We start from the raw sequence: 1,062 nt of genomic DNA, 5'->3' as shown, positions 1-1,062 counted from the left end.
GACGGGTACTTGCGACCGAGGTCGGAGTCGGCGAACGCCTCCAACGCATCGGCAGCGGCCTGTTCGGTCGAGGCCTGATAGATCGGCCGGAGCAGCCCGGCGACGGCTTTGCGGTCGCCGTAACCGACGAACCGCATCGACGCCCGGATCAGGTGCACCACACACGTCTGAACGGTCGCCTCCGGCCAGGTCGCCTCTACGGCCTCGGCGAAACCGGTCAGCCCGTCGCAGCACACGATCAGGACGTCGGTGACCCCGCGATTGCGTAGCTCGGCGCATACGGCGGCCCAGAACTTGGCGCCCTCGGTCTGCTGAATCCAGATCCCCAGGACGTGCTTGACGCCCTCCATATCGACACCGACCGCAATGTGGGCGGCTTTGTTGCGCACGTGCCCGCCATCGCGGATCTTGACGATGATCGCATCGAGGTAGATCACCGGATACAGCGCCTCGAGGTCGCGGGTCTGCCATTTGGCGACCTCGTCGGCGACCTCCTCGGTGATCTTCGAGATCGTCTCGTGCGACAGGTCGGTGCCGATCGTCGACGCGAGATGATGCTGGATGTCGCGGATCGTCATGCCGCCGGCGTAGAGCGAGACGATCATCGCATCCAGGCCGTCGAGGCGGCGTTGGCCTTTGCGGACCAGCATCGGCGTGAAGCTGCCGTCCCGGTCCCGCGGCACCGACAACGCCACATCGCCGATCTCGGTCGCCACGGTCTTGGCGGCGTATCCGTTGCGGGAGTTCGGAAACGACGCCGCATCCGGGTCTCCGGCCTCGTACCCGAGGTGCTCGGTCAGCTCGGCATTCAGGCCTCGTTCGAGGGTCGCTTTGAGAAGCGAGTTCAGCAGGCCGTCCTGCCCGCCGACCGGCTCGCCGGCATCGATGCGGGCGAAAACGTCGTCGAGTGCCCCTGAGGCGATCAGTTCGTTGGCCATCTCGGTCTGTCGCCGGCGTTGCTCTGCACGCGAATCATCCACGCTCACATCATGATTGACAGTCACTACAGCGGGTCCCTTCAGGGTTGAACCTCACCGCTTACACAGACCATCTGACACGCCC

General features: G+C 65.3%; 1 protein-coding gene. It reads right to left on the bottom strand.

The window, feature by feature from the left end:
• Positions 1 to 938: IS256 family transposase (locus tag ACSEEN_RS21450; RefSeq protein WP_440714258.1), on the bottom strand; the 938-nt coding region annotated here is incomplete at its 3' end.
• Positions 939 to 1,062 lie beyond the last annotated feature (124 nt).

This window comes from Gordonia marina, assembly GCF_052036135.1.
Taxonomy (GTDB): domain Bacteria; phylum Actinomycetota; class Actinomycetes; order Mycobacteriales; family Mycobacteriaceae; genus Gordonia.
The sequence above is the reverse complement of the archived record's forward strand: the minus strand, read 5'-3'. Positions and strand labels throughout refer to the sequence as shown.